Below are 269 nucleotides of genomic sequence, written 5' to 3' on the forward strand. Positions count from 1 at the left end.
AATGCGAAAGCATTAACACTTGAGTTCTCAATACACTGTTTAAGTGTCTTGAATATTCTAAAAAACTAAGGCGAGTCCACTTCCTACCCGGAGGTGAGACAAGTAAAAACCAGCTGGTCATGATATGACTCAGAGTTCACATAAGTGAAACTCATTTGGGTTGTATGGTTAAGTGACCAAGCGTATACGGTGGATGCCTTGGCAGTCAGAGGCGATGAAGGACGTAATAACTTGCGAAAAGCGTTGGCGAGCTAGTAATAAGCATTTGA

Annotated in this window: 1 rRNA gene; it reads left to right on the forward strand. The window is 42.0% G+C overall.

Features of this window, described 5'->3' with window-relative positions:
- Nucleotides 1-166: 166 nt before the first annotated feature.
- A 23S ribosomal RNA gene (locus H5123_RS20420) occupies nucleotides 167-269 on the forward strand; the annotation flags it as partial.

The organism is Shewanella sp. SR43-4 (assembly GCF_014163845.1).
Classification (GTDB): domain Bacteria; phylum Pseudomonadota; class Gammaproteobacteria; order Enterobacterales; family Shewanellaceae; genus Shewanella; species Shewanella vesiculosa.